This window comes from Acinetobacter sp. YQ_14, from assembly GCF_043102985.1.
Lineage (GTDB): Bacteria > Pseudomonadota > Gammaproteobacteria > Pseudomonadales > Moraxellaceae > Acinetobacter > Acinetobacter venetianus.
In genome coordinates this window covers 62,215-86,354 of the sequence record NZ_JBICJJ010000022.1, presented here as the reverse complement: position 1 = coordinate 86,354, position 24,140 = coordinate 62,215, and the positions used below count along the sequence as shown (strand labels likewise).

The following is a 24,140-nucleotide window of genomic DNA, read 5'->3' as shown; positions in this document are numbered from 1 at the left end:
CGTCATGAATACATTAGAAAATCTTCCCTTATCGACTGAAGCGCAATCCTTTTTTCGGTCTAGTCTGGGTTTAGTACTGGTTGGGTTCTTGGTCGCAGGTGTATTGTATTGCAGTGTGAGTGTATCTTTGGCTCAATTGTTATTTCCAAAACAGGCCAATGGTAGTGTCATCGAGTTAAATGGAAAAATTGTTGGGTCAAGCTTGGTGGGACAGAGCTTTGTGAGTGAACAATATTTCCATAGTCGTCCCAGTGCTGTGAATTATAATGTGGATGGTGTGGCTGGAAGTAACTTGGCAGTGTCTAATCCTGAATTGCAAAAACAAATTAAAGAAAGAACCTTGCAGTTTGCTCAAAACAATCAAATTGTTGAGCAACAAGTATCACCAGAAATGATCACTGCATCGGGTAGCGGGATTGATCCAGATATTTCACCTGAAAATGCGCTATTACAGGTGAAACGTGTGGCACAACAACGTGCTTTACCCGAGCAGAAAGTCAGAGATTTAGTGCAACAACAGATTCAACCTGTTCAATTGGGCTTGTATGGGCAGGCACGAGTCAATGTGCTTCAGCTCAACATCGCTTTAGATCAATTATCATCAACCTCACGTTGATAGAGCTTAACCTATGCAGATCGACCGAAATAACAAAGCAGATGCATGGTTGGCACATAGCCAACGTGAACAATCTGGACGTTTAACCATTTTCTTGGGGGCGGCACCTGGCGTGGGCAAAACCTTTGCCATGTTGTCGAGAGCACATGAGTTGATGCGACAAGGTCATCATGTGCTGGTGGGCGTGGTCGAAACGCATGGTCGAGCTGATACAGAAGCTTTGATTCAAGGGCTGAATGTTGTTCCTAAAAGGACTGTTGAATATCAAGATCGATTTTTAGATGAAATGGATCTTGATCAAATTCTGAAGTTAAAACCTGAAATTGTTTTGGTTGATGAACTCGCACATCGAAACGTGCCCAATAGTCGTCATGAGTATCGTTGGCAAGATGTGAATGAGTTATTAGATGCAGGTATTGATGTGTATAGCACATTGAATATTCAGCATCTGGAAAGTTTGAATGATGTGGTCTATCAAATTACGGGCATTCGGGTAACAGAAACCGTGCCAGATGCATTATTAAAAAGATTAAAAGATATTCGCTTGGTTGATCTGCCTGTACCTGAACTATTGGAGCGTATGAATCATGGCAAAATTTATTTAGCGGATGTTGCCCCACATGCCTTGCAAGGCTTTTTTAAGCCAGCCAATCTCACAGCTTTACGAGACCTTGCGATTCAAACGGTTGCAGGACAGGTGGATATTGATTATCGGGAGAAATTTGTAGCTCAAGGACAAATTATTCCGATTCAAAATCATGTGATGTTAGCCATTGATGGAACTGAGTTTTCAGAGGATTTAGTCAGACGAGCACATCGAATTGCCGAAAGGAGAAATGCGACTTGGAGTGTGATTTCAATTCAAAAAAGCAAAATTGAAAACAGGCAAACTTTTGCTGTTACTAAAGCATTTAATTTGGCACGTAAGTTGGGTGCAGATACCTATTTATTGTATAGCAATCAAATTGCAGCAACGATTTTACAGGCTGCTTATGATTATGGCGCATCTAATATTTTATTGGGCAAGAGCGCTAAAAAATCATTATGGCAACGCTTATCTTCAGATCATATTGCTGATCAGCTTTTAGAAAAACAACATCCTTTTGAGATTACTTTTGTTCAGCCGTTAAAAGCCAAAAATAATGAATCTAAAACGCGAATAGATAACTCAACCTCTGATTGGTTAACGCAAGGTTTTGGTTTCAATCCGCGTGAGATCACGGAAAGTATTTTAATTGTATTACTCGGTTTTCTTGTTGCACTGGTGAGTGATCACTTTATTGGTTATAGCGAACTGGCTTTGATTTTTGTGGTGACAGTGCTGATTGTTGCGATGCGGACAAGAATGCTGATTACGATTATGAGTGTCTTGATTTGCTTTCTACTTTATAACTATTTCTTTATTGAACCACGATTTACCTTTCGAATCAGTGCCGAGCGTGGCGTGATGACGATTATTATGTTTATCGTTTCTGCTTTATTAGTAGGACGATTGGCCAATCAACTACGCGCTCAAGTGCTGAGTTTGCGCGCTGCAAATTCGATGTCACTCCAATTGCAAGAGTTAGAGCGAAAGTTATCTACTTGTGTTGATGTTGAGCAAGTTTTAAACATATCCAAGCAGCATTTGGAAAGTTCGCTCAATGCTACTGTGTGGTTGAGAGTGAGTGGACAATCAGTAGGCGATACACTAATTTTGAATGAAAAAGATCAAATAGCAGCAGATTGGACACAAAAGAATGCTAAACCATGTGGGCGTTTTACCAATACTTTGACCCATTCAGAATGGTGGTTTAACCCAGTAAATTTAGTGGCAGATTTTGGTGTGGTTGCCATTCGATTTAACCGTAATTTGCAAAGTATTCACTTCGAGCAGCAACGTTTGGCTGAGTTAATGATTGATGATATTGCACAAACGCTTTCTAGGGTGCAGCTATCGTTGCAGTTGGAAAATTCTAGAGTCGTTGCTGAAACTGAAAAGCTTCGTTCTGCTTTATTGTCATCCGTATCACATGATTTGCGTTCGCCGTTGGCTGCGATGATTGGTTCAGCAGATACGCTTAAATATTATGGCGAACAAATGCCTGAGACAGATCGCCATGAATTATTAGATACCATTCATATAGAAGGTGAGCGCTTAGATCGCTATATTCAAAATCTTTTGGATATGACGCGTTTGGGCCATCAAGGATTAACGCTCAGTCGTGCTTGGATTGGTGTTGATGAGTTAATTGGTTCTGCTACTGAACGTTTAAAACGATATCAACCGCATGTGAGCATTAAGATTTCATTTGCTGAAGAGCTGCCTGCGTTATATGTACATCCCGCTTTAATTGAACAAGCTGTTTTTAATGTTTTAGAAAATGCAGCCAAATTTTCTCCAGAAAATGTGCCTATAGAAGTGAATATTCAGCAGATCGAAAGCTATTTACAGATCGAGATTGAAGATCAAGGTGTTGGTATTCCTGAAGATGAGCGTGAGCAGATTTTTGATATGTTCTATACCATGCAAAGGGGAGATCGAGGTAAAACAGGAACAGGGTTGGGTCTTTCAATTGTAAAAGCGATTATTGGCGCGCACATGGGGAGTATTGAAGCTTTTAGTGGGAAACATGGTCAAGGCACTTTAATTAGAATACGATTACCTTTACATCAGGATTAAAATGATTTCATGCCTCATACATTAAACGCCCAAGCTTCAATTCTTATTATTGATGATGAACCACAAATTCGAAAATTTTTGGACATTGCTTTGCGCGCGCAAGGCTATAAAGTGTATGTGGCTGAGAATGGTATGAAAGGACTTGAGACTTTGGCGAGTCGAGGTGCAGATTTATTGATTCTTGATTTGGGTTTACCTGATATGGATGGTCAAGAGGTTTTGACTGAGTTAAGGCAATGGTCTGACATTCCTGTAATCGTACTTTCTGCGCGTCCTGATGAAAATCAAAAAATTAAATTGCTTGATGCTGGCGCGAATGATTATGTCACGAAACCATTTAGCATTCAGGAATTGTGTGCACGCATTCGAGTGATATTTCGCAATAAACCGCAACAGGTTGAACAGAAAATTGTCTTTGATGATGGTCAATTATCTGTGAACGTGGCTGAACATATGGTTAAGTTAGCGAATGAAGAAATTGTTCTCACCAAAAAGGAATTCCAGCTTTTAGCACTACTGATTCGCCATCAGGGTAAGATAGTTACGCAGAAACAAATCATGACCGAGTTATGGGGTGTTAGCCATGAAGAAGATACCCATTATTTGCGAATTCTCGTCAAAAAACTCCGAACCAAAATCGGAGATTCAGCACTCACACCCGCTTATATTTTTACAATAGCAGGCGTTGGATTACGCTTTAAGGAAAGCTAAATAAGAACTCATAATATTTTAGAATAATAAAAAATTAGTCGAAGATAAACAAATGAATTTTATATATCTATTTAAATAATAAAGTATTTATTCAAATGAAACTCTTTTCAGATCATTTTTATTGCCTAATTTTTTAAATTTATTTTTTTTAATTTTTGCTGAATAAAAATTAACTAAAGAGAAAATTTGAGGAATCAGTAACCTCAAGCATAGGAATAGCCAATTCGGATTTTTACTAAATAACATTAACCTGAAGTTAATGAACTGCAATTGGGGTTGATTGATTGGAAACTTGAAAAAGCTTTTTATAAGAGAAGATCAAGACATAACCAAGGAAATACACATGGAAGGTTCTGTTCAGCATAAAGAACGACTTTGGACAAAGCGTCGACATAGTAAACAACTAAAATTGGAAATAGCAAGCAAATACACAGATGGTGTGGTCATTCCAACAGCAGATATTATCAAAGTGTTAGAAACGCTGATTGCTCCCGGAGATCGAGTTGTTTTAGAAGGGAATAATCAAAAACAAGCCGACTTTTTATCTCGTTCTTTGGCAAAGGCCAATCCTGAAGTTTTACATGACTTGCACATGATCATGCCAAGTGTGGGACGTGCCGAACATTTAGATTTATTTGAAAATGGAATTGCTCGAAAACTCGATTTTTCTTTTGCAGGTACACAAAGTTTACGTATTAGTCAGCTGCTAGAGGATGGACTGCTTGAGATCGGTGCGATCCATACTTATATCGAACTGTATTCACGTTTATTGGTTGATCTGATTCCCAATGTCGTGTTATCGGCAGGTTTTATGGCAGATCGACAAGGGAATATTTACACAGGCCCAAGTACGGAAGATTCACCAGCGTTAATTGAACCTGCGGCTTTTAGTGATGGCATTGTAATCGTGCAGGTTAATGAACTTGTAGATGATGTGACTGATTTGCCAAGAGTAGATATTCCTGCATCTTGGGTCGATTTTGTTGTGGTTTCCGATAAACCTTTTTATATCGAACCATTATTTACACGTGATCCTAAACACATTAAACCAGTGCATGTCTTAATGGCAATGATGGCAATCCGAGGTATTTATGAAAAGCATCAAGTGCAGTCATTGAATCATGGTATTGGTTTTAATACGGCTGCGATTGAGCTGATTCTACCAACTTATGGCGAGTCATTAGGCCTAAAAGGAAAAATCTGCCGAAACTGGACGCTTAATCCGCATCCAACCTTAATTCCAGCAATTGAAACGGGTTGGGTTGAAAGTGTGCACTGCTTTGGTACAGAACTCGGTATGGAGAAATATGTCGCTGCGCGCCCAGATATTTTCTTTACTGGTCGAGATGGTTCATTACGCTCCAACCGAATGATGTGTCAGCTTGCAGGTCAGTACGCCGTCGATTTATTTATTGGCGCGACTTTGCAAGTAGATGGTGATGGGCATTCATCAACTGTAACGAAAGGGCGCTTAGCGGGATTCGGTGGAGCACCGAATATGGGACATGATCCTCGTGGGCGTCGTCATGCAACGCCTGCTTGGATTGATATGCGAGTCGCAGGAAATACGGATACAGATACGTATTTAGCCCGTGGTAAAAAGTTAGTTGTTCAAATGGTTGAAACTTATCAAGAAGGTGGTAAGCCAACATTTGTTAAGACTTTGGATGCTGTGGATGTGGCTAAGAAATCAGGAATGAATTTAGCGCCAATCATGATTTATGGCGATGACGTTACGCATTTATTAACAGAAGAAGGTATCGCCTATTTATACAAGGCGCGCAGCTTAGAAGAGCGTCGAGACATGATCGCTGCGGTTGCTGGGGTGACTGAAATTGGACTAAGCCAAGATCCTAAAAAGACACAAAAACTACGTCAAGAAGGCCTAGTCGTGTTCCCTGAGGATTTAGGAATTCGACGAACAGATGCGACACGCGAGTTGTTAGCCGCAAAAAATATTGCTGATTTGGTGACTTGGTCAGATGGACTATATGAGCCTCCTGCAAAATTCAGGAGCTGGTAATGAATGCAATCCTAAAAACAACCAGTTTCTTCAGTACCTCAGAGCATCTTGCTGATATGGCAGTTGCGGCATTGTTAGATGAAGTGAATCTAACCCCAAAACCAGCACTGGTTGATCAACGTGGAAGCGGTGCTCACGATGACCTTACGCTTGAGCTAATGGAGCGATCTGCACGCAGTCTAGCACCTATGTTCAAAGCAATGGCAGAAGCAGCAGAGCATCATGGGCAGGTTTGTCAGGCGTTAAGAGAAGACATTGGGCAATTGGGGCGACAAGGCGAGCAACGTATGTTGCAAGTCACGCAAGGTGTAAATACTCATCGAGGGGCGATTTGGTCGATTGGACTTGTGGTGACTGCTACAGCACTCAGAGTTTTCAATAAACAACCATTTTTTATTGAAAATATTTGCACGACAGCGAGTGAAATTGCACTGATCGAAGATCGTTTCGTTCCTCAACAAAAGACGAGTCATGGTGAGAAAGTCAGACAGCAATTTGGTGTAAATGGTGCTAAACAACAGGCTCAACTTGGTTTTCCAATGATCATGCAACATGGTTTGCCTCAGTTAAGACATAGTCGCGATCAGGGGGGTACAGAGTCGGAAGCACGCTTAAATGCCCTCATTTCGATGATGGCACAGCTTACGGATACCTGTGTGATTCATCGTGCTGGACTGGATGGTTTGAACAAGATGCAAATAGGTGCTCAACAGATTTTAGCACTAGGTGGTTGTTCAACTGCTCAAGGAAAACAAAGGCTTGAAGAACTAGAGCACGACTTATTAGCCATTCGGGCATCAGCAGGCGGAGCGGCAGATTTATTGGCCACGCTTTTGTTTCTCGATGAAGTTGAACAATACAACTGAGTTCGATAACAGGGAATATATCAATGGAAATACTTAATTTTGAATTTGCAGCGAGCCATTCGCCAGAAAAATCAGCTTTAGTGGGCTGTGTTGGCTCTGGTGATTTAGAAATTTTGATGGAACCAAGTCATTCAGGAAAAACCACCATTCAAGTGATGACATCGGTTTATGGCAGTGAGCAACGGTGGAAAAATTTATTCGATCGCATTTTTTTAGAATCAAATACACCCGCAGTTCATATTGATATTCATGATTTTGGTGCGACACCTGGCGTGGTGAGATTACGTTTAGAGCAGGCTTTTGAGGAGGTGCAACGTGGTTGATATTGATTACTTACTCAGCAAGCAAAGTTTTATTGAGCTAGATGCACGTGAACGGGCTAACTCTTTGTTTGATCAAGGTAGTTTTAAAGAGTTACTTGATCCTTTTAGTCGCATGATGTCGCCGTGGCTACCGAAGCAAAATATTGTTCCTCAAGCCGATGATGGTGTTGTTGTTATTAAAGGAACGATTCAGCAAAAACCTGTGGTGGTGATTTCTATTGAAGGCATGTTCCAAGGCGGCAGTTTAGGCGAAGTTGGTGGCGCTAAGATCGCTGGTGCTTTGGAGTTGGCGATAGAAGATAGCCAAAATAATATTCCTACTACTGCGATTTTGTTACTTGAAACAGGTGGCGTTCGTTTGCAAGAAGCGAATTTAGGACTCGCCGCGATTGCTGAAATTCAATCCGCGATTGTGGAACTCAGACAATATCAACCTGTGATAGGCGTTGTTGCTGGCAGTGTAGGATGTTTCGGAGGAATGTCGATTGCAGCAGGTTTATGTAGTTACTTGATCATCACGCAAGAAGGCCGTTTAGGGCTGAATGGCCCCCAAGTAATTGAACAAGAAGCTGGTAGCAATGAATATAACGCCAAAGATCGACCATTTATTTGGAGTATCACGGGTGGCGAACAACGTTTTGCGAGTGGGCTTGTTGATGCATTTGTTGAAGATGATCGTGAGCAAATTAAGCAACAAATTATTAGTTTTATAGCGCAAGGTATTCCAGCTGTGCAACGCAGTACACAAGCTGAATTTTATCTATCTAAGCTGACTCAAGTGGATACCTCTCAACAGATTTCACCGACTGAAGTCCAAGAATTATATCGAGGAGAAAAAGCATGAACATGGATGTAAATGCAATTAAAAACTCATCAAGAGGACGACACTGGTTTGGTGCTTTAACAGATCAGTTTCAGGTAGTTGATAGCGGAATAGCATCGTTACTTATTGCTGATGGACAATTAAATGGTAAACCGACTCGTGTTTTTTGTGTCGTGAATAATGAACAGAACCTATATCCAAGAGCACGTCAAGGTGAGGTTGGATTATTAGAAGGATGGTCATTAGCTCGTGCGGTTGATCAGGTCATTGAAGTTGATCGAGATCGTGCAGAAAAACGCGGAATCCTATGTATTGTTGATGTACCAAGTCAGGCCTATGGTCGTAGAGAGGAAGTGCTCGGTATTCATCAAGCGCTTGCAGGAGCTGTAGATAGCTATGCGCGTGCCCGTTTAGCAGGTCATCCGATTGTTAGTTTGCTGGTTGGAAAATCAATGTCAGGTGCATTTTTAGCACATGGTTATCAAGCAAATCGTATTCTCGCCTTAAAAGATCAAGGTGTGATGGTACATGCGATGGGCAAAGAGTCTGCGGCACGCGTGACTTTACGGACCGTTGAGGAGTTAGAACGATTAGCAGCCAATATTCCACCAATGGCGTATGACATCGAGAGTTATAACTCTTTAGGATTGTTATCAGATATTTTAGACGTGAGTAATGCTGATCAACCTTCTGTTTTAGATATTCAGCAAATACAACAGGCATTAACAGCAGCTTTTGCGGATATTAAACAGCAAGGAACCCATGATCTAAAACATCGCTTGAATGCTGAAAACCGTAGTGCGTCCAAACGCGTGCGTGAACTGTTACGTGAGCAATGGTCATGACCACGTTCCAACCTCACGATTTGCTGTGGGGAATAACTCCAGAACTTTTGCCAGATGATGTGTCGCAATGGGTGGTTGAAGCTGTGTCTGAGCAAAGACCCGTGGTGGTTAGACGTGCAGTAACCAATCCTAGAAATATTGCGGTTGGGATACGCGGTAAGCAACGGAGCCATCGGTTGGCATTAGAAATGCCAGTAAACGCCATAAGCAAATGCGTGAAACCTGAAAGTTTAATTGATACAGATTTGAGCCAATTTCCACATCTTCAGGGGAAATTAGCCGCTGTTTATAACTTGATGCAAGGTTTAAATTTGTCATGGGGATATACGGGAAGCGTGGGGTTTGAACTGGCAACTGGGCTGAAAACGGTGAATGAAAATAGTGATATTGATTTATTAATTCGCGCTCATGAACCAGTTTCAAAGTTGGATGCTCAAAATATCTTAGGGCTATTAGATCAATTGAACTTGAAGCTCGATGTGCAGTTACAAACTCCACAAGGTGGTGTTGCCTTGAGAGAATGGGCAGGGACAACAGGGAATGTCTTACTAAAACGCAATGATAAGGCTGTTTTGGTAGACAATCCTTGGGGCTAAGGGAATAGCAAAATGAGCTCGATATGGGTATATCCAGGGCAAGGTGCTCAAAAGGTCAATATGTTGCACGATCTTCCGCAACATCCTTTGGTCAATCAGTACCTTGAACAGGCCTCTGATGTTTTAAAAGAAAACGTCATGTTATTAGATCAAGCTGAGGCTTTAAAGTCTACTTATTCAGTTCAACTTTGCTTATATATCGCGGGTGTTGTGAGTTCTGCATTGTTACAGGAACAAGGATTTCAACCCAAGTTTGTCGCTGGTTTATCCATTGGGGCTTGGGCAGCAGCAACAGTAGCCAATGTCATTCAGTTTGAAGATGGTGTGCGCTTAGTGGCGAAACGTGGTCAATTGATGCAGCAAGCTTATCCAAGTGGATATGGAATGACGGCCATCATTGGAGCTGATCGCTCTCAGGTTGAAAACTGGGTTTCAGAGGTTCATGAGCAAGATGCAGAAGTTTTTATCGCAAATCTAAATGCCGAAAATCAAATCGTAATTTCGGGATCATTGGATGCTATGCAACGGGTTGGATTATTGGCAAATCAACAAGGTGCCATAACGAAAAAAGTAGAGATCAGTGTGCCATCACATTGTGTGTTATTGGAAAAACAAGCACAGCAGCTCGCTGGCTTCGTGGAGGGAATCAATTCACAGCAACCTACAATTCAATATTTAAGTGGTACATCTGCACGGCTACTGAGAACAGATACTCAAATTATTGATGATCTTGTTTTTAATATGAGTCGGATGATTGATTGGCAAAACACTGTTCAAGCCGCTTGGGAACGAGGCGCACGCTTACAGATCGAGGCTTTACCAGGAACGGTCTTAACAGGTTTAGCACGTAAAGTATTTAAAGAAGGAACACTATTATCCTTTCAAAATACACAACTTGAAAATCTGATTATGGCAATGCAAAAGGATAACGATTTTGTATAACGCCTAATCAAAAAAAATGATGTCACTCAAAGGATAGAGGAAATTTAAAATGATTATATACGGAACAGCTATTTTAGCGATTTGTCATTTATTAGGTGATTACTTTGGTAATACGTTGGGTATGTTACTCGGCGTAAAAGCAAATGTCGGTGGTGTGGCGATTTCCATGCTTTTACTGATATTGGCCAAAGAACTATTGGCAAAAAAAGGTTATTTACCACAAGTCACTCAATTCGGAATTTTATATTGGTCTGGTATGTACATTCCAATCGTAGTGGCAATGTCAGCAGGTCAAAATGTCGTTGCTGCACTATCAGGTGGTTTACTTGGAATTATTGTATCCGTTGCATCGCTGATCGGAACAGTACTTGTAATTCGATATTTAAATCGTATTAGTGGCGACTATGAAACTTATGAATGGTCTATCGAAACAACGGAAAAAACAGCGTAAAACGATAAAATCATAAAGGAATTATGAGATGGAAACTTTAATAGCGGTTCTCAGTAAAAATGCACTTGTGACAGCACTTGCTGTAACTGGGCTAATGATGTTTGTTTCACACTTACTGTCTAAATATTTAACCAAAGGAAAATTACAGAGTTCAGCGATTGCGATCTCTTTGGGATTGGTGGTTGCCTATTTTGCAGGTGTTTATACAAACGGGACCAAGGGTATATCTGATATTGCAATTTTCTCGGGATTTGCATTATTGGGTGGGGCAATGATTCGTGATCTCGCGATTGCTTCAACAGCTTTCGAGGTTGATGTTAAAGAGGTAAAAAAGGCGGGTAAAGTTGGATTAGTTGCCTTGCTTTTAGGATGTGTAGTGCCCTTTGCAATCGGCGTTGTGGTTGCTTGGTTCTTGGGATACAAAGATCCTGTGTCAATGACAACGATTGGTGCGGGTGCCATGACCTATATCGTTGGGCCAATTACGGGTTCGGCTATTGGAGCGAGTTCAGATGTGATTGCATTATCTATCGCAATCGGTCTGATTAAATCGGTATTTTTTATGATTGGCACACCCTTGCTTGCAAAGTTTATGTATCTCAAAAGTCCGCGTTCTGCGATGGTCTTTGGAGGTTTGGCAGGTACAACCAGTGGTACAGCGGCAGGATTGGCGGGTACAGATGTTAGATTAGTTCCTTATGGTGCATTGGTTGCGACATTTTATACAGGACTCGGATGTTTGCTCGGACCGTCTATATTCTTCTTGACCGTAAATGCGATTTTCAGTTAAACAAATTTTGATTTAATCGATTAGGGGAGGTGGTTCAAACAGAATCATTTCCCCTCAATATTTATAGATACTGTCGCGCAAACATTCTGCATTCAGCAATTAATGCTAAGAGGTTCGGATCTCGCTCCTTACTCTTTAGAAAGACCAAGCCAATTTCTTGTTTGATTTGATACGGTGCTTGCAAAGGAATCAACTTGACTGAACTTTCATAAATGGTTGAGATACGACCGGGCAATAAAGCTAGCCCCACTCCTGTACTCACCATGCTGATTAAGGTGAAAATATCACTGACTTGTAAAAAAACTTTTGGATCTATACCTGCTTTTTCAAATACGACGTCACTGTCATGACGTGTTGCAAAGCCTTTGGATAGGGTTAAAAACGTTTCATCTTTTAATGTACTTAAGTCGATTTCTTTGAGACTCGCAAGCGGAGAATTCTTATTCACAGCTAAATAAATATCATCTTGAAACATTGCTAAACTTTCAAAATCAGCATCAGATGTTGTTTCATTTAAAGCAACGATAATGGCATCTAATTCAGTCGTTTTTAATTTTTTAACTAAATCGAGATTAGAGCTGAGCAAGAGTTGAATATCCAACTCACCACGCCTCAACTTCAGACCACTAATCACGTTGGGAATGGTATTGACCGTAAGTGAATATAACGAACCTAAATGCAATACTTTTGCCGCGAAACCTGCTGCTTCTCTGGTTTTATTTACAGCGGTAACAATGTCTTGAACAATTTTCTGTGAGTTCTCTTGTAAAACATATGCACTTTTTAGGGGAATTAAATTCCGTCCTTCATTTTTGAATAAAGGACACCGCAAGCTATTTTCTAAAGAGTGCAATGCTTTATGTACGCTGACATTACTGATTTGCATTTCGGCGGCTGTTTTTGAAAGGTTGCCATAACGCATAAATGCGAGGAATATTTGAATTTTCCGTAACGTTAAATCTTCATCGATTTCCATATCAATAATGCCTGTACCAGATGAGGTCTTAGAAAAAATATTTCTAAGTATTTGAACCTTTTTAGCTTCAGTTCATATTAAGGGTAAAATTTAGCTCAATGCTCCATGTTAGACTAAAATCTGTCAAAAAATTAGATGCTTTAATATTCAGGGTTTTAGCGTGCATTGACGATTAATCAGCAGCTTGATGATGGCATATAAATGAGTTAAACCGCCCATTAAAATCAAAAAGTTTAAAAATTCAGATTTCTTTAAGTTTAGTACATTAATTTAAAGATACGGCAAACACCGTAGCAAGCAAAGCAATACCCTTGGCCACATTCTCCAGATGTGGCTTTTTTTATATTTATCACTTAATCTCAGTCTTACTATTGTGAACATCTAAAAAGTGATTGAGATACTTTTAGCCACTATGATCAGATAAAAATTTAAAAAATCTATAAGTTTTTAGAATGAAAAACAGAGACATATAATTGAAAAATTTTATATTAATATGTGATCTAGTATGCATTTTAAAAAAGGTTGACGTCATGTGTTGAACTCATGAGTTCTTATTTAAGATTTTGTTTTTAATATATAAATTATTTTTAATATTTTTTGTTACAACCATTTTGTCGACAAGTTTAGCTGTAATTTGCCATATTTTCTTTGCAAAATTTAGCACAAGACTCCTTTATGGAATCAACTTAACCTTACATCGCACAGCTGCTTTTATTTTCACTTTATTGTCACTTTTTTCATTTAAACCTTAGTTCAGCTGTGTTTTTCAAATTTTTAAAATGGAAGTTTTTTCAATGAAAAATATACAAATCAAAGTAAAGGATCAGTTTGAAACCGAAAATGTTGCAATTGCTTTAATTAGCAAGGTAAATGATCTAGAGATTCCTTTATTTAAACGCATTGAGCATATTGAAATTGAAGGTGAGATTTTGCGACCGAATATGGAATTGCTCTATGAAAATCCAAAAGATGGCCGTATCTATCGTTTTATTGATATCGTTCATTCAAATTAATTTGAGTGTTGAGTGTGAAGAACTGAACTTTTGGGTTTGTTCTCGGTTTTGCACAATCGATTTGATACATTTATTTTGAGTAATTTAAAAGAAATTCCATAACTATAATTGTTGTGGGGTTTTCGTCGTTCAAGTAGGACGCTTTATAAAAAAGCACTAGACAAGTCCAAAACTTATCTAGTGCCATCGATCAAAAGATTATAACGCTGTTTTAGCAGATACAGATTCCCAACCACCGCCTAAAGCACGGATTAAATCTACGCTTGCAAGCATACGATCTCCATTCAGTTGTGCAGCGCGTTGTTGCTGTTGTAATAGATTTCGATCGGAATCAATCACATCTAAATAGCTCACAGCACCTTCACGATAACGTAAATGTGCCAGTTGATTGGCATGCTTACTCGATTTTAGTGCTAAATGTTGAGCCTGTATTTGTTGATCTAGGATGCGTTGATCAGACAAGCCATTTTCAACTTCACGAAAGGCATTTAAGACGGTTTGCCGATAACCAGCGGCGCTTTCTTCATAAGCTGCACGCGCTTGAGCAACGCCAGCCTTACGTTGTCCACCATCAAACAAAGGCAAAGATAAAATCGTGCCCGCAACAGGACCTAATAAAAAGGTGCGGCTTGACCAGTTCCCTAAGCTCCCTAAACTTGCTGACTCGTATCCGAGTGCACCTGTGAGATCTAATTTGGGGAAAAATGCAGCGCGGGCTATACCAATGCGTGCATTATTTGCTGCCATAGCTCGTTCCGCCGCAGCGATATCAGGGCGACGTTCAAGCAGAGAGGATGGAAGTCCAGCAGGCAAAACAACGAGATCCGAATTCACAGGTTGAGTTGTTAAACTGAATTCCGCTGGCGTTTTACCCAACAATACTGCGAGTGCATGTTCAACTGTCGCTCGACTACGCGCAATATTTAATGCGTCACTTTGCGCAGTTGATAATTCGGTTTGGGCACGAGAAAAGTCCAATTCACTGACTAAGCCATTGCGATAACGAAGTTGCATTAAATCACGTGTTTCAGTGAGCAGTTTGATATTCTGCTGATAAATCACTTGCTCGGTATCTAATTGTCGAATCAAAAAATAGGTTTGAGCAACATCTGCTTGAAGTGCAAGTAGAGCAGAGTGATACAACGCTTCTTGTTGCTGAACATCTGCTGTTGCAGCATTCACACTACTTGCGATCCGTCCGAATAAATCTAATTCGTATGAAACGTTTGCTTGTGCTCGCCATAGAGTACGTGCTGAGGTTGGTGCATTCGCATCCAGTCCTAATGATGCAGGAGATGGTTTCTGGCGCGTCGGTCCAAAACCTGCACCAATACTCGGTAAGCGCTCGGCTTGTGCTGCTGATCTTAGTGCACGCGATGATTGAATATTTGCTGCCGCTCTTTTTAGATTCTGATTACCTGAAATAGCTTGCTGTTCAAGTTCATTCAATTGAGGATCATTAAAGACACGCCACCATTCACCTCGAATGTGTTCATCGGCGGGTTGAGCAATTTTCCATTGTTCATTTTCAAGTGTTGAATTTGCTTCTTTGAATTTGATAGGAATAATCACTTGCGCTGGTTGGTATTCAGGCGCAAGGGAGCAGCCTGCGAGCAGCAGGCTTCCTATCAGTGAGGACAATAACCATTTTGGCGTAGATGCTTTCATCAAATGTCCTCCTTATCGATGATTCGAATTATGTAAAGGTGCTTCGTGTACCACAGCAGAATGCAATTTATGTTTGCTATTCAATGTACGAATCAGGACATAAAATGCTGGGGTGAGGAATAGACCGAACAACGTGACCCCGATCATGCCAAAGAATACCGCTACACCCATGGCATGGCGCATTTCTGAACCAGCACCTGTCGATGTTACGAGTGGAATTACACCCATAATGAAGGCAATCGAGGTCATCAAAATTGGGCGTAAACGTAAACGACTTGCTTCAACGGCTGCTTTAAATGCCGTAGCACCTTGCATTTCGAGTTCACGAGCAAACTCGACAATTAATATCGCATTCTTACATGCCAGTCCGACGAGTACCATGAGTCCAATTTGGGTAAAGATGTTATTATCGCCACCCGTGAACCAGACTCCAGCCAGTGCTGCCAAGATACCCATTGGAACAATCAAAATAACAGCCAAAGGAAGCGTAAGGCTTTCGTATTGTGCAGCTAAAACCAAAAACACGAGTAAGACGCTGATTGGAAATACCCACAATCCTGCATTACCCGCTAAGATTTTTTGATAGGTTAAATCTGTCCATTCAAATTTTACCCCACGCGGCAAGGTTTCTGCTGCAATGCGTTCAACAGCGGTCTCTGCTTGGCTTGAAGAATATCCCGGCGCAGGACCGCCGTTAATATCTGCCGCAGTGTAGCCGTTATATCGCACGACCATTTCTGGACCGTAGGTTTGTGTGACTTTCACCAATGAAGAGAGTGGAACCATTTGCCCAGCATCATTTCGTGTTTTGAGCTGTGAAATGTCTTCTGGATTGGCACGGAACGGTGCATCCGCTTGAGCACGCACTTGATAGACACGACCAAAACGGTTGAAATCATTGACGTATTGCGAACCCAAGTAGATTTGCATGGTATTAAATACATCGGTGATTGCAACACCTTGTTGTTTGGCTTTAACACGATCTAAATCTACATTTAATTGTGGGACATTGATCTGATAACTCGAGAACATTGGCCCTAATTCGGGTGCGGATTGTGCTGCTTTCATAAAGGATTGCGCTGCATCATTTAGGGCTGAGTAACCTAATGCACCACGATCCTCAAGTTGTAGTTTAAAGCCACCCATCGTACCTAAGCCCATCACAGGTGGTGGTGGGAATACCGCAATATAAGCATCTTGAATCGCAGCATATTTTTGATTTAATGCACCAGCAATCGCATTGGCTGAAAGATCAGCGCCTTTACGTTCATCAAATGGTTTTAAGGTGACAAAGACGATTCCTGCACTTGAGCTGTTGGTAAAGCCATTTATGGATAAACCGGGGAATGCCACGGCACTTTCGACGCCGGGTTGTTTGAGCGCGGCATCACTCATTTTTCGGATCACAGTTTCAGTGCGATCGAGTGAAGCACCATTTGGTAATTGGGCAAAACTAATCAGGTATTGTTTATCTTGAGCAGGAACAAATCCTCCGGGAACGATATATGAAATCCCAATGGTCAGACCAAGCAATGCAGCATAGACACCCATTGCTGAAGCTTTATGGGAAATGACGCGGTTCACGCCTCGACCGTATTTGTCCGAAGCACGAGAGAACACGCGATTGAATAATGCAAAGAAGCGTCCAAAGACACGATTCATAAAACGTGTTAATGCATCAGGTTTGGCATCGTGACCTTTCAGCAACATCGCTGCTAAGGCAGGCGAAAGGGTAAGTGAGTTGAATGCTGAAATGACAGTTGAAATAGCAATCGTCATTGCGAATTGCTTATAAAACTGACCTGTTAAACCTGTCATGAATGCAAGAGGGACGAACACGGCAACAAGAGTCAGGGCAATCGCAATAATCGGGCCGCTCACTTCACGCATGGCACGATAAGTCGCATCTCTTGGGCTTAAACCCGCTTCAATATTCCTCTCAACATTTTCCACCACGACGATCGCATCATCGACTACGATTCCGATAGCGAGAACCATCCCGAATAGCGAAAGTGCATTGATGGAATAACCAAACGCCAGCATCAGTGCAAATGTACCAATAATCGAAACAGGTACAGCGAGTAAAGGAATGATGGATGCTCGCCATGTTTGTAGAAATAGGATTACAACCACGACAACCAGAGCAATGGCTTCAAGTAAGGTATGAATAACTGCTTTGATGCTGGCACGTACGAACTGAGTTGGATCGTAAACAATGTCGTATTTAATCGAGGATGGAAAATCTTTAGAAAGTTCCTGCATGGTGCTACGCACTTGATCAGAAACTTGTAAGGCATTAGCACCCGGTGCTTGGAAAATTGGAATTGCGACTGCTTGCTTATTGTCCAGTAATGAACGTAAGCCATATTGAGATGCTGCAAGTTCAACGCGCGCGACATCGCCGAGTTTGGTCACAGCACCATCAGCAGCCGTTTTTAAAATAATATCGGAGAACTCTTGTTCAGTACTTAAACGACCTTGAGCATTCACAGAAAGTTGCAAGGGTGAATCATTTGGTGCAGCCCCGATAGTTCCCGCTGCAACTTGAATGTTTTGTTCACGAATTGCATTGACGACTTCAGTGGCGGTGAGATTTCGTTGAGCGACTTTCTGTGGATCTAGCCAAACTCGCATCGCATAATCGCCAGAACCAAACAGCCCAACTTCGCCAACACCCTGCAAACGAGCCAAACGATCTTTGACGTTGAGGACTGCATAGTTCCTCAGATAAGTCATATCGTAGCGGTTATCTGGAGATGTTAGATGCACAACCATGGTTAAAGTGGGCGAGCTTTTTAGTGTTGTAACACCTAAACGTTGCACATCTTCTGGGAGACGGGGCAACGCTTGCGAAACACGGTTCTGTACCAGTTGTTGTGCTTTATCAGGATCAACACCTAGTTTGAAGTTCACTGTAATCGTTAGATTGCCGTCACTGTTTGCTTGAGACTGCATGTACAGCATGTCTTCAACGCCGTTAATAGATTCTTCTAACGGAGAAGCCACGGTCTCTGCAATCACTTTAGGGTTTGCCCCTGGATATTGGGCACGTACCACAACTGAGGGCGGCACAACTTCGGGATATTCGGAAATTGGAAGTTTAAAGACAGAAAGTAGACCCGCCAGCAAAATCAATACTGACAGCACGCCAGCAAAGATCGGCCGATCAATGAAAAACTTAGATATATTCATATTGGATTAACCTTTGGCCGAAGTTGAGTTTTTGTCTGTAGGCTGAGGTTGTGAGGTGGTATTCTCTGCAATAATTTGCGCGTTTGGCATAGCAACAAGGTGTGGTGTAATTGGATCTCCGGGACGAATTCGTTGTAGACCATTGACCACGATACGTTCGCCAGCTTTTAAACCGCCATCAACGATTTGTAAGCCATCTTGTTGAGCACCCAGTTTAACTTCACGATATGCAGTTTGATTTTTTGCATCTACCACAACCACAAAGCGCTTGTCTTGATCTACGCCAATTGCAGTCGGATTGATGAGAATGGCTGAGCGAGGTTGTCCTCCACCAAGACGAATACGAGCGTAAAGTCCTGGGAGCATAACGTCTGTAGGATTTTCAAAAGTAGCGCGAACACGGATAGTGCCTGAAGTACTATCGAGGTTATTGTCGATGGAGCTGATATAACCTTCGCGAGAAAAACCAGACTCATTTGCAAGTCCCATATACACTGGCACTTGAGCTGAGTTTCTTTGGTTACTGATATATTTTAAGTAGGTTTGTTCATCTACATCAAAAGAGGCATATAAGCGCGAAACAGAGACCAGTCGAGTTAACACTTGTGCGCCATTTCCAGCTGAAACTACGTTTCCAACTGTCACTTCTGCTCTAGAAATTCGACCACTGACAGGTGCGGTAATTCGGGTATATTCCAGATTCAATCGAGCAGATTCTACGGCAGCTCTAGCCGCTTGTAAGTTCGCATTTGCTGAGCGAGCTTCATTTTGAGCTTGATCAAGCTCTTGACGAGCAATGGCATTGCTTTCGATTAAGCGTTGGTTACGGCTGAGGTTTGCAGAGCTATACGTTACTTGAGCCTCGGCTGAGGTAAGTTGAGCTTTGGCGCGGTTGAGTTCTGCTTCAAATGGTCGAGGATCGATGCTAAATAGCAAATCGCCTTTATTGACTAAACTACCATCTTTAAAGTGGACAGCAATTAGTTTGCCTGAAATTTGTGGGCGTATATCGACTTGATCAATCGCCTCTAAACGTCCTGAGTATTCTTGCCAATCGGTAATGGTTTTATTGACAACTGGGGCTACATCTACTGTGGTTGCGGGTTGAGAATTCGCTGCTGGGGTAGCTTTTGCATCTGCATTTTCTTGAAAGAGAAGAAAACTGCCACCTGTAGAAAAAATGGCAATAATGACAGCAGACAGCGTCAGCTGTTTGCGAGAAAGTGACATGAGGTGCTCCTAGTTATTTGGATCCCTGTTTTCAGACTTTTAGTTATGGTCTGTATGGGAGAAACAGGATTTATGGAATGAAAGGAGCATAAAAGTTTGTCAATAATGAATAAATACATTAAATTTGATAACACTATTCGTATTTTTATAATAATCGTTAGATAATTGTTTAGATTATTCGATTGGGAGTGGGCTTGTGGATTTATTTCATGCGATGAAAGTTTTTAATAAAGTTGTTGAAACCAACAGCTTTAGTTTGGCTGCCGATACGCTGGGTTTGCCACGAGCTTCTGTGACCACAACGATTCAATCTTTAGAAAAACATTTACAAGTTCGCTTGCTTAATCGAACAACGCGTAAGCTGAGTTTAACCCCAGATGGTGCTGTGTATTATGACCGTACCGTGAGAATCTTAGCAGATGTTGAAGATGTTGAATCTTCCTTTAATGATGCTGAAAGAGGGCCGCGCGGACGATTAAGGATTGATGTTCCTGTCTCGATTGGCAGATTGATCTTGATTCCTCGACTACGTGAGTTTCATGCACGTTATCCTGACATTGATCTTGTGATTGGGTTGAATGATCGTCCAGTTGATTTGGTCGGCGAAGCTGTCGATTGTGCAATTCGAGTTGGTGAGTTGCAAGACTCTAGTTTAATTGCAAGACGTATCGGAACTTTTCAATGTGCAACAGCTGCATCACCTTGTTATTTAAATAAAAAGGGTGTACCAACTTCTATTGAGGATTTACAGAAAAATCATCAAGCGATTCATTTCTTTTCAAGTCGTACAGGTCGTAATTTTGACTGGGATTTTATGGTTGATGATTTGATTAAAAGTGTCAGTGTCAATGGGAACGTATCGGTTAATGATGGAGATGCCTATATTGATTTGGCGTTACAGGGATTTGGGGTGATTCAAGGGCCTCGTTATATGCTTACTGATCATTTAGAGTCTGGAGCATTAACAGAAGTACTCCCGCAGTGGACACCTGCGCCGATGCCGATTTCAGCGGTATATTTACAAAGCCGCCATTTATCACACAAGGTTAGAGTCTTTGTTGATTGGGTTGCAGAGTTATTTGCTGCCTGTCCGTTATTGGGCGGCAGTGCGATGCCACTCGATCAGAAATGTAAATTTGCATGTGATCAAAAGACTAATCATGAATATACGATTCGTACTTTAGTGGAGCAGCATAATATTGCAGAAGCGAGAGCATTGAAAACTTAATTTAAAAACAATGTCACATTGTTTTTATCGATATTATTCTAAAGCTCAATAATTATATTGATCAATTTCTTCATTTATCTTTTAGGGGTAAATGCTGTCATTTCAGGACAACTTTAGATTTAAGCTTAGTCAATTGATTGACAGTTTTCTGATTCATCGCTACCTTGCTTAGGTTAGTTCTTTTTTGAGACTGACTAGCTTCCCATCATTTAAGATGTAAAGCATTTATGGGAAATAGTGAGGAGATGGAGTGAGCTAGTTATTGGCTAATCAAAAATCCATCAAATTTATTATTTAAATAGATATAAAAGAGAAACAAGAAATGAGTTCAGTTGTTCTGCATCAATGGGAAATTTCGCCGTTTTGTCAAAAAGCAGCGAGAATGCTTCGCTTCAAAGGAATTGATTTTGAGACCATAAACTACAATGGAATTTTAGGGGCAAAAGTGCCATTGCTGAGTAAGGTTGGCAAAGTTCCTGTGGTAGATATTCATCAGCAACGCATCCAAGATAGTACTCGGATTGCGCGCTACTTAGATGAGGCTTTTCCCGACCAAGCTTTACTTTATCCCAAAGATCCGATGCAAAGAGCTTTGGTTGAATTATGGGAAGATTGGGCTGATGAATCTCTGTATTTCTATGAAGTTTATTTACGTGTCAATGATTCAGAGGCTTTGGCGGAGGCTATTCGGATCAGTAGCGAAGGTCGTCCAGCTTATGAACGAGTGATGGTTAAAGGCTTTATTTTAGCGGAACTCAAAACTCAATTGTTTTTTCAGGGCACTGGTCGAATGAAAGCTGAAGATGTTCATGCAGAATTTAGACGGCACTTAGATCGAATCGAACAGGTGCTTTCAGCGACAGGTTGGTTAGTTGGGGATAGCCAAACAATTGCAGATATTGCTGTGGTCTCACAGTTAGGCGAAGTGATTCGCACGAGCCGTCAGTTTGGTAAAGAAATATTAAGCCGACCTGCAATTAAAGCTTGGTATGACAAGCAAGCTGAGTAATCGCTATGACCATTTCCCTTTCAGAAAAACAGCAATGTGTTGTGGTGGTTGGTGTCGGTGCATCGCAAGGTATTGGAGCTGCAGTGAGCCGCCGTTTTGCTCAAGAAGGTTTAAAAGTCTATGTTGTGGGTCGCACACTGGAGAAAGCAGAGCAGATAGCTATTGAGATCAAAAACAATCATGGTGACGCCGTGGCTTACTGTTTAGATGCTGAAGATCCAATACAGGTACAACAATTGTTTCAATCAATTTCGCTTAGCCAAGAGCAATTGGTCGCAGTGATTCATAATGTGGGTGGAAATGTTCCTTCGATTTTCTTGCAGTCATCATTGAAATTTTTTAGCAAAATGTGGCATTCAACTTTTTTATCAGCATTTTGGGTTTCGCAGAGTAGTTTAAAAATTTTTCAGCAACAACAAGCGGGCACATTAATCTTTACGGGTGCAAGTGCCTCGTTGCGTGGTAAGCCATTTTTTGCTGCTTTTACTATGGGTAAATCTGCTTTGAGAGCTTATGCTTTGAACCTTGCCCAGCAGTATAAAGCTCAAAATATTCATATTGCTCATGTGGTGATTGATGGCATGGTGGATGGGGATCGTGTCAATAAAGCACTGTTCGGTTTAGGTCGTTTGGCTCGAATGACGCGTGGGACTGGTGGTTTGAATATTGATGCAATTGCTGAAAACTATTGGATGCTTTATCAACAGACGGCTGATCTATGGACGCATGAGTTGGATCTTAGGCCACATCAAGAAAAATTTTAGGATGATCATCATGAGCAATAAACTATTTCGATGGGGCAAGAAAGCGACAGGTTGTATGCTAGTTGTTGGCAGTGACATTCAACAGCTCAGCCAAAGTTTCGCTGAGACCAATCTGATCGATGCTTTGCATGTTTATCACGTTGTGAATGATTTAAATCAAGAAAAAATTCATATTGAAAAATTGCACAATCAATTGACCGTAGTCCGCATAAATTTGATTGATTCGCATGCATTAAAGAAACTACTTTCGCATATCACAAGTTCAAAGCATCAAATTGAATTGTGTATTTTCCAAGCTTACTTTAGTCATGCCCGTGAAATGAATAGTTTGTTATCTCAAGAAGCTGAGCATGAATGGAACAATAATGGCTTGAGTGCTGTCAGTTTATCTCAGGTGATGATCCGTGAAATGTTGATGCGACAAGGCGGAACTATGATTTTTCTAGGTTCACAGTATCAGAGTTCAGCATATTATGATCCTCTCAGCCAGAGTTCATTTGCGGCAATCCGCGCACTGTCTCAGTCATTAGCAAGAGAGTTTCATCCCAAGGGAATTCATGTGTGTTATTGCATGTTAGAGCAATGGCAAGGTCCTCGCGAAGATTTCGTGAATTCGGTTAAAAAAGCTTGTTTGCATTTGCATCAGCAACCGAATTCAACGTGGAGTCAGGAATTGAGTTTAGGGATATAGCATCTTATAGCTAAAATATTTTAAGCTTTAAATCACTTTGTTTTTGCTACATTCGCTTGGGTTTACTGCTGTTGTTTAATTGCTTCTAAACCAGCTAAGGAAAATGTCATCAGGTGTTTAACCAATTGTTGAGCATTCATTTTTGAAATATCTTGTATGGGTGCAGGGAGATTACTCCCGACGATCAGTAGCATCATACATGGCGCAACGACACTTAGAACACAAGGTAATAGCGCTGGGTGATTTTCATCTAGCCCTGAAACCTGACTAATAATTTTTCGGACGGCTTGAAACTTTCTAGCACCATCACTTTGCATAAATGCTTGCAGATGCGATGTAGGGGAAAATAATTCGCGAATAAAAACTTTACTATGCCAGACATCTTTTTCAACGAGCTTACTCACCAGCGTTGCAAAAAATGTTTCAAGTTTTTGTGTCGGAGGGAGAGGGCTATCCACGAGCGCCAATAACTGTTGTTCGTTGATATAATGTGTATGTGCTTCAGCCAACACAGCGCTATATAAACCATCACGACCAGCAAAATGATAGTTAATCGCAGCTAAATCGACCTCTGCCAATTTGGCAATTTCTTTGTTTGTTGTCTGAGCAAAACCATTTTGGGCAATTAATTGACCTGCTGCCTCAAGAATTTTTGATTTGGTAATATCACCATCACTGCGCCTAGCTCTAGACATTTTTTACTCTGAATCAAACTTTAATT

General features: G+C 41.1%; 22 protein-coding genes. 17 read left to right on the top strand and 5 right to left on the bottom strand.

Translation table 11 applies throughout. From position 1 onward, the window contains the following. Window positions 1-4: 4 nt before the first annotated feature. From kdpC to madM, 12 genes are all read left to right on the top strand, one after another. Entirely contained in the window at window positions 5-616 is a 612-nt protein-coding gene (gene kdpC / locus ACF8D3_RS11260) for a potassium-transporting ATPase subunit KdpC (RefSeq protein WP_392471569.1), read from the top strand. A gap of 13 nt (window positions 617-629) precedes the next feature. Beyond that, window positions 630-3,278, top strand: a complete 2,649-nt coding sequence (locus ACF8D3_RS11255; protein WP_392471566.1) for an ATP-binding protein — start codon at window positions 630-632, stop codon at window positions 3,276-3,278. Window positions 3,279-3,287: 9 nt separating this feature from the next. Beyond that, complete coding sequence (locus ACF8D3_RS11250) at window positions 3,288-3,989, top strand: response regulator (protein WP_392471564.1); 702 nt, start codon at window positions 3,288-3,290, stop codon at window positions 3,987-3,989. 343 nt (window positions 3,990-4,332) lie between these two features. Beyond that, window positions 4,333-6,012, top strand: coding sequence for a malonate decarboxylase subunit alpha (gene mdcA / locus ACF8D3_RS11245; protein ID WP_392471561.1), 1,680 nt, complete (start codon window positions 4,333-4,335; stop codon window positions 6,010-6,012). Beyond that, the gene (locus tag ACF8D3_RS11240; RefSeq protein WP_392471558.1) at window positions 6,012-6,878 is read left to right on the top strand and encodes a triphosphoribosyl-dephospho-CoA synthase; all 867 of its coding nucleotides are present in this window, start codon (window positions 6,012-6,014) and stop codon (window positions 6,876-6,878) included. Before mdcA ends, ACF8D3_RS11240 begins: the two co-directional genes overlap by 1 nt. A gap of 23 nt (window positions 6,879-6,901) precedes the next feature. After that, window positions 6,902-7,201 carry a malonate decarboxylase subunit delta gene (locus tag ACF8D3_RS11235; protein WP_392471556.1) on the top strand — a complete coding sequence of 100 codons (300 nt, stop codon included), beginning with the start codon at window positions 6,902-6,904 and terminating at the stop codon, window positions 7,199-7,201. Further along, window positions 7,194-8,045, top strand: coding sequence for a biotin-independent malonate decarboxylase subunit beta (locus ACF8D3_RS11230; RefSeq protein WP_392471553.1), 852 nt, complete (start codon window positions 7,194-7,196; stop codon window positions 8,043-8,045). Before ACF8D3_RS11235 ends, ACF8D3_RS11230 begins: the two co-directional genes overlap by 8 nt. Then, on the top strand, window positions 8,042-8,869 hold the full coding sequence (mdcE, locus tag ACF8D3_RS11225) for a biotin-independent malonate decarboxylase subunit gamma (RefSeq protein ID WP_392471551.1): 828 nt from the start codon (window positions 8,042-8,044) through the stop codon (window positions 8,867-8,869). Before ACF8D3_RS11230 ends, mdcE begins: the two co-directional genes overlap by 4 nt. After that, window positions 8,860-9,465 carry a malonate decarboxylase holo-ACP synthase gene (locus tag ACF8D3_RS11220; RefSeq protein WP_392471549.1) on the top strand — a complete coding sequence of 202 codons (606 nt, stop codon included), beginning with the start codon at window positions 8,860-8,862 and terminating at the stop codon, window positions 9,463-9,465. The genes mdcE and ACF8D3_RS11220 overlap by 10 nt, the downstream gene beginning before the upstream one ends. A gap of 12 nt (window positions 9,466-9,477) precedes the next feature. Beyond that, window positions 9,478-10,407 (top strand): malonate decarboxylase subunit epsilon, encoded by a 930-nt coding sequence (gene mdcH / locus ACF8D3_RS11215; RefSeq protein WP_392471546.1) that lies wholly within the window; start codon window positions 9,478-9,480, stop codon window positions 10,405-10,407. Window positions 10,408-10,456: 49 nt separating this feature from the next. Beyond that, complete coding sequence (madL, locus tag ACF8D3_RS11210) at window positions 10,457-10,858, top strand: malonate transporter subunit MadL (RefSeq protein ID WP_004880978.1); 402 nt, start codon at window positions 10,457-10,459, stop codon at window positions 10,856-10,858. Between the two features lie 28 nt (window positions 10,859-10,886). Beyond that, the gene (madM, locus tag ACF8D3_RS11205; protein ID WP_392471544.1) at window positions 10,887-11,648 is read left to right on the top strand and encodes a malonate transporter subunit MadM; all 762 of its coding nucleotides are present in this window, start codon (window positions 10,887-10,889) and stop codon (window positions 11,646-11,648) included. Between the two features lie 61 nt (window positions 11,649-11,709). On the opposite strand, the gene ACF8D3_RS11200 is transcribed toward madM, so the two are convergent. Then, window positions 11,710-12,624, bottom strand: a complete 915-nt coding sequence (locus ACF8D3_RS11200) for a LysR substrate-binding domain-containing protein (RefSeq protein ID WP_392471543.1) — start codon at window positions 12,622-12,624, stop codon at window positions 11,710-11,712. A 794-nt stretch (window positions 12,625-13,418) separates the two neighbouring features. Between ACF8D3_RS11200 and ACF8D3_RS11195 the strand changes: the two genes are divergently transcribed. Next, window positions 13,419-13,637: a hypothetical protein gene (locus tag ACF8D3_RS11195; protein WP_004880972.1), complete on the top strand. Its 219-nt coding sequence runs from the start codon at window positions 13,419-13,421 to the stop codon at window positions 13,635-13,637. Between the two features lie 198 nt (window positions 13,638-13,835). Here the strand turns inward: ACF8D3_RS11195 and ACF8D3_RS11190 are convergent, their stop codons facing one another. Genes ACF8D3_RS11190 through ACF8D3_RS11180 form a run of 3 tightly spaced genes read right to left on the bottom strand, consistent with a single transcriptional unit; the run spans window position 13,836 to window position 19,727 of the window. Continuing rightward, on the bottom strand, window positions 13,836-15,305 hold the full coding sequence (locus ACF8D3_RS11190) for an efflux transporter outer membrane subunit (RefSeq protein WP_392471542.1): 1,470 nt from the start codon (window positions 15,303-15,305) through the stop codon (window positions 13,836-13,838). Between the two features lie 12 nt (window positions 15,306-15,317). Beyond that, a complete protein-coding gene (gene adeG, locus ACF8D3_RS11185; RefSeq protein ID WP_392471541.1) occupies window positions 15,318-18,497 on the bottom strand; it encodes a multidrug efflux RND transporter permease subunit AdeG in 3,180 nt (1,059 codons plus the stop codon). Between the two features lie 6 nt (window positions 18,498-18,503). After that, window positions 18,504-19,727, bottom strand: coding sequence for an efflux RND transporter periplasmic adaptor subunit (locus tag ACF8D3_RS11180; RefSeq protein ID WP_392471540.1), 1,224 nt, complete (start codon window positions 19,725-19,727; stop codon window positions 18,504-18,506). A gap of 196 nt (window positions 19,728-19,923) precedes the next feature. Here ACF8D3_RS11180 and ACF8D3_RS11175 point away from each other — a divergent pair, with 196 nt between their 5' ends. From ACF8D3_RS11175 to ACF8D3_RS11160, 4 genes are all read left to right on the top strand, one after another. Next, window positions 19,924-20,955: a LysR family transcriptional regulator gene (locus ACF8D3_RS11175; protein WP_004880964.1), complete on the top strand. Its 1,032-nt coding sequence runs from the start codon at window positions 19,924-19,926 to the stop codon at window positions 20,953-20,955. A 322-nt stretch (window positions 20,956-21,277) separates the two neighbouring features. Further along, window positions 21,278-21,964, top strand: a complete 687-nt coding sequence (locus tag ACF8D3_RS11170; protein ID WP_392471537.1) for a glutathione S-transferase family protein — start codon at window positions 21,278-21,280, stop codon at window positions 21,962-21,964. Window positions 21,965-21,969: 5 nt separating this feature from the next. Further along, window positions 21,970-22,728 carry an SDR family NAD(P)-dependent oxidoreductase gene (locus tag ACF8D3_RS11165; protein ID WP_392471536.1) on the top strand — a complete coding sequence of 253 codons (759 nt, stop codon included), beginning with the start codon at window positions 21,970-21,972 and terminating at the stop codon, window positions 22,726-22,728. 10 nt (window positions 22,729-22,738) lie between these two features. Then, window positions 22,739-23,419 carry an SDR family NAD(P)-dependent oxidoreductase gene (locus ACF8D3_RS11160; RefSeq protein ID WP_392471535.1) on the top strand — a complete coding sequence of 227 codons (681 nt, stop codon included), beginning with the start codon at window positions 22,739-22,741 and terminating at the stop codon, window positions 23,417-23,419. A 62-nt stretch (window positions 23,420-23,481) separates the two neighbouring features. Here the strand turns inward: ACF8D3_RS11160 and ACF8D3_RS11155 are convergent, their stop codons facing one another. Continuing rightward, window positions 23,482-24,114 (bottom strand): TetR/AcrR family transcriptional regulator, encoded by a 633-nt coding sequence (locus ACF8D3_RS11155; RefSeq protein WP_007481328.1) that lies wholly within the window; start codon window positions 24,112-24,114, stop codon window positions 23,482-23,484. Window positions 24,115-24,140: the final 26 nt, after the last annotated feature.